Source organism: Tunicatimonas sp., assembly GCF_049647865.1.
Classification (GTDB): Bacteria; Bacteroidota; Bacteroidia; order Cytophagales; family Cyclobacteriaceae; genus Tunicatimonas.
Window position 1 is genome coordinate 1 of sequence record NZ_JBARYM010000616.1, and the last position, 5269, is coordinate 5269.

Here is a 5269-nt window from a genome sequence, read left to right on the forward strand (position 1 = left end):
GTGCAGCCCGATGCTATGGAACGTCACGGCTTTGACCACTACTGTATGTGGACCGGCTACGAAACCGGAGTGGAAGCCAGTGCCGAGCGCTACTGGAATCCGTACATCTTTACCAAAACCGGCAGTAAAACCTAACCCGATGCCTTTGGACCAGATGTGTTTAAAGATTTTATTATCGATTTCATTCACGAGCACCGCGATACGGCTATGTTTATCTACTATCCGATGGTGCTCACGCATACGCCACTGGTGAACCCACCCGGTAGTTCTGCCGAAACTAACCTAGAAAAACATAAAGCAATGGTGCGCTACACCGACGCAATGACCGGCGAAATTATTCAGGCTCTGGAAGATGCCGGAGTACGGGACAATACCATCATTATTTGGACAACTGATAACGGTACCGCCCGAGGCATTGAAGGAACACTAAATGATCACCAAGTAGCGGGAGGAAAGGGATTGACCGTGGAAGCTGGTATCAATGCCCCCTTTATTGTAAGCTGTCCGGGCAAAGTACCCCAAGGCGAAGTGTCCGATGCGCTGATTGATTTCTCGGATTTGCTGCCTACCTTTTTGGATATCGCCGAAAGCGAAGTGCCCGCCGGCCACATAACCGACGGAGTTTCCTTCAAAGATGTGATATACGGCGAAACTTCCGATACGGAACGGACCTGGATACTGAGCATGGGCGGAGGAAACAACGCCCGCCTGACCGAAAACGGGGTAGAGAACGAATACCGCTTTCGCGACCGAGTACTGCGAAATAAGCGGTACAAGCTGTACGTAGATACTAATGGACAAGTCGCGCAATTTTATGACTTAGAAACTGACCCGTACGAGCAACACGACTTATTCACTAATTTTCCTTCAGAAGAAGCGCAGAAAAGCTACAAGCATCTAACCTCAGTCATAAAAGCTTTTCCTGAGCAGGATAGCGACCCTCGCTACGTTCCATTGCCGCCTCAAGCCTGGGACGTAGATGTTACCGCTAAGAGTCAGGTGTGGAAGAAGTAGCCATAACCACTTATTTTTAATTGATATACTATCTTATTTTACCAAATAACAGCAGAAAATAACCCTCCCAATTTTTTTATTCTTTATGTTTGTGGGCCATGAGCAACGAGTTATCATTTGCGGTTATTGGCTGTGGGTTCTGGGCCCAGTATCAGATTGCGGCTTGGCAAGAGCTAGCCGGAGTCAAACTAGTAGCGGTTTGCGATCAGAGCGACGAAAGAGCCCAGCAGACAGCGAAGAAGTTTGGGGTCTCCAACTACTATACTGATGCCAAGAACATGCTGGAGCAGGAGTCGCTGGATTTTGTGGATATTATCACGACTATAGAAACCCACCAGAAATTTACGCAGTTAGCAGCTCGGCACCAGCTACCGGCTATCTGCCAAAAGCCCTTCGCCCCGGATCTGGATACTGCCCGTCAGATGATTATGGCGCACCGTGCGGCGGGAGTACCATTGTTTGTCCACGAGAATTTCCGTTGGCAAGCTCCTATCCGCCGGGTGAAATCAATACTGGATTCGGGAGAGATTGGCGAAGCGTTTAAGGGGCGGGTTACCTTCACCTCGGCCTTTCCGGTGTTTGATAATCAGCCCAATTTGGCGGAGCTAGATAAATTTATTCTGGCCGACGTTGGTTCGCATACACTAGATATGGTTCGCTTTCTGTTTGGGGAAGCGGTCAACCTACGCTGCCTCACTCAACGAGTAAATCCAAATATTGCCGGAGAGGATGTAGCGAATGTGTTGCTGGAAATGGAAAGCGGAGTGCACTGCTACGCCGAGATGTCTTACGCCTCGGTGCTGGAGAAGGAAGTCTTTCCGCATACCCTACTGCTGGTTGAAGGAAGCAAAGGCTCCGTTCGCCTGGATCATAACTACCGTATTACTGTGACCAACCGCGAAGGAAGCTACCGCAAAGTAGCCACTCCCAAAAAGTACGACTGGGCTAATCCCGATTATGCGTTGGTACACTCCAGCATGGTAGATATTAATAAGAACTTTTTAACCGCACTACAAAATGGCACCAAGCCCGAAACCACCGCCGCCGATAACTACCGAACCCTACAGCTCGTCTACGAATGCTACCGCTCCGCCAAAATGAAGCAAGTCATCACACTAGAAGAACCGATATTCTCTTAAATAAAGTGTTTTTGTGCGTAGTTATTAGTTTAGAGTTTTGAGTTAGGCTATTTTGAACTTTGAACTTAAAATCCTAAACACCTTTAACACTATAACACCCTAATACCAAGCACTATAATACCATAAAGACATTATGCCTACCCCCCGTCCCATCCGCGCTACTTACTTAATTGAAACTGCTTTTCCGCTGGAGCAAGCCACTGAGATGATGGCGGGTGAGCAATCGTCGGGTACGTTTGTGAAGACTCCGGGCGAGACCGATGAGCTAAAAGAAAAACATGCAGCGCATATTGAAGGTATTGAGGTAGTCGGCGAAACCAATCAGCCCTCCTTGCCGAAAGCTAGAGTGCCGAAAGGAGTCACTAATCCTACGTACCAACAGGCGAAAGTTACGCTTTCCTGGCCGTTAGAGAATGTAGGGGTGAACTTATCTAACCTGATGGCTACCGTAGCGGGCAATCTGTTTGAACTGGCTCCGTTCTCCGCGCTTAAGCTGCTAGAGATTACCGTACCGGCGGATTACCAGAAAGCCTACCCCGGCACCCAATTTGGAACGGCTGGAACACGGGAGCTCATCGGGATGGATGACCGTCCGATTATCGGCACTATTATTAAACCTAGTGTAGGGCTTAGCCCGGAGCAAACCGCCCGGCAGGTAGAAACGCTCATTGAGGCCGGACTGGACTTTATTAAAGATGATGAACTAATGGGCGACTCGCCCCACTCCCCTTTCGAGCAGCGGGTAGATGCGGTGATGAAGGTAATCAACCGCTACGCCGACCGGCACGGCAAGAAATCTATGTTTGCCTTTAACCTTAGCGGCGACATTGACGATATGCTCCGTCGCCACGATTACGTACTGAAGCAAGGCGGCACCTGCGTGATGGTTAGTCTCAACTGGGTAGGAATCAGCGGCGTAGCTAAACTACGGCAGCACTGCCAGCTACCCATTCACGGGCACCGCAACGGCTGGGGGCTGTACTCCCGTTCTGAGGCTATTGGACTGGATTTTCCGGTGTATCAGACGATCTTTTCGCTGGCCGGTGCCGATCATATTCATACCAACGGTATCCGCAATAAGTTCTGCGAAACCGACGAATCCGTACTTCGTTCGATCAAATCTTGCCTGAATCCTACCGGCGGAGGATACCCGGTAACCCCAGTGATTTCTTCGGGGCAATGGGCCGAGCAGGCGCACGATACGTATCAGGCGATGCAAAGTGCCGATTTAATGTACCTCTGCGGGGGCGGCATTACCGGTCACCCCGGCGGATTAGCTGCCGGAGTCCGCAGCATCCAATTAGGTTGGGAAGGAGCTATGAAAGGGCAAACGATCTACGATCTTCAAGACCAGCATCCGGAAATTCAGCAGGCCATCGAACTTTACGGAAACAAGTGATAATTGAAAGTGGATGATTGATAGTGGACAGTGGACAAGAAGTAACTTTCCATTGTCCATTTTCCCCTTTCCATTTTCAACTATCCATTATTCACTGATTTAGGCGGGAACAATAATCCCCAGTACTTCCAGCAATTGAGGGTCATCTTTGAGCGCCATCTTGGCAACCCGGCTAAACTCCTGCTGCCAAACCCTTAATTCAGCTAACGCCTCGTTGCGCTTCTGGGTGGTCGACTCGGCAGCTCCTTTGCACTGAAGACGTCGCTCCCGTAGGCTAACTAAGGTATCAACCATCGCTTTGGCCTGAGTAAGTTCGTCTGCTTTAATGCCCAGCTTAGCCATATCCTTATTCCCGGCAATAACTTGGTAGAAGTCTTCGGCCTGATCCAGAATATCGGTAATGCGGTTGGGGACAGAACGATTGAGTCGTAGCCGCTCTAAAGTAGCCGCATCGTTTCGGTACAGTGTTTTGGCTACTGCCCGGTGCTCCCGGTACTGCTGCTGAAAGGCGGTCCAGTCGGTACGCCACTGCCGGTCTACATCTTTCTTAGTAGAGTAATCCTGCTTTTTGGACTGTTGGGCTAATTGCGTATTGGCCAGCAGGGTGGCGGCTTCATCAATCTTTTGAGCCGAGTAGCCCCACTCGGTCAGTTTTTGTAAAATAGCAGGGTTACCTTTCGCATTACGAATCATCGCCTGCGCGCCCTTTAAATGATTATTAATCGACTGCTTTTTCATCGTATTCTGTGGTTTTAGTTAATAAATAGCAAACCAAAATTTGCCGCGAGCCGTCATTGCGATCCGCTTAAGGCGGGGAAGCAATCTCCTTCATAGAACCTCCTGTGACAATAAGTGGGAGACTGCTTCGTCATTTTGTTCCCGCACGGTGTCCGCTCGCAGTGACGATAAATGGAGGAAATTACTCTTACAATATTAACCAATGCAGTCGTAGGCCACCACTTACTTTCAGGCGAAGTATTACCTGTGTAAGTTTAATTGATTGGGGTAGGATGTAAGGTGAAGAAGCTTCCTGTCTTTTAACTTTTAAATAAGGTATTCACCAATTTTTCTTTACCTAAGGAGAAGCTTTTGATAGCAGATTAAGAAATGGTTAATACGGGGCAGTACGTTAAATGTGAATTGAGGTACTGCCCCACAATAAGTGGTGCTTAAACACCAAATTTCTCACTTCTCTCGTTTAAGGCGTTGCTTCATCAACTCATTATAGTACACATCTTCAATAAACCCCTATTTCACGAAGTGCTTTTAACACGATCCCAACTTCTCCAGAGCTTCAACTTGGAAGTAAAGTATTATTTCTTCTGTTACTGCTACTAAACGGGCATTTTTTAGACTTGCACTAAAGTAGCTAGGTAGGTAGGTATTTTGTAATTTGTATCCTCTATTCGAAAGGGAATATAATGATGCTGGTGAACAAAACATTTTTCTAAAAACGAGCTGATATAAAAGAAATAACGGAGACTAGTCGCCATTATCATATGTTGTATGCTACATAAAAATAACCTGATGAAGACTCTACTAACACTTCTAATCCTTCTCTCCACCATTATGGTGTGTAAATCTCAACATAGAAAAAGCATTGACTTTTCCAGTTCATCTTGGTCTGAAACACTTCAAAGAGCAAAGAAAGAGACTAAGCCTATTTTTCTCTATGCCTATACTCCTTCTTGCCACTTTTGCCGACAGATGGAGAAAG

4 protein-coding genes and 1 pseudogene are annotated in these 5269 nt (G+C 47.7%); 4 read left to right on the top strand and 1 reads right to left on the bottom strand.

The annotated features are described in order from the left end of the window. Positions 1 to 156 precede the first annotated feature (156 nt). The 3 genes from WBA23_RS18095 (at position 157) to WBA23_RS18105 (ending at position 3552) form a co-directional block, all read left to right on the top strand. On the top strand, positions 157 to 1014 hold the full coding sequence (locus WBA23_RS18095) for a sulfatase-like hydrolase/transferase (protein ID WP_424583685.1): 858 nt from the start codon (positions 157 to 159) through the stop codon (positions 1012 to 1014). A 98-nt stretch (positions 1015 to 1112) separates the two neighbouring features. Beyond that, positions 1113 to 2153, top strand: a complete 1041-nt coding sequence (locus tag WBA23_RS18100; RefSeq protein ID WP_424583686.1) for a Gfo/Idh/MocA family protein — start codon at positions 1113 to 1115, stop codon at positions 2151 to 2153. Between the two features lie 133 nt (positions 2154 to 2286). Further along, entirely contained in the window at positions 2287 to 3552 is a 1266-nt protein-coding gene (locus WBA23_RS18105) for a ribulose-bisphosphate carboxylase large subunit family protein (protein WP_424583687.1), read from the top strand. Positions 3553 to 3651: 99 nt separating this feature from the next. Here WBA23_RS18105 and WBA23_RS18110 read toward each other — a convergent pair whose 3' ends face one another. Beyond that, a complete protein-coding gene (locus tag WBA23_RS18110; RefSeq protein WP_424583688.1) occupies positions 3652 to 4290 on the bottom strand; it encodes a hypothetical protein in 639 nt (212 codons plus the stop codon). A gap of 789 nt (positions 4291 to 5079) precedes the next feature. Here WBA23_RS18110 and WBA23_RS18115 point away from each other — a divergent pair. After that, positions 5080 to 5269: pseudogene (locus WBA23_RS18115) on the top strand (hypothetical protein); the annotation flags it as partial.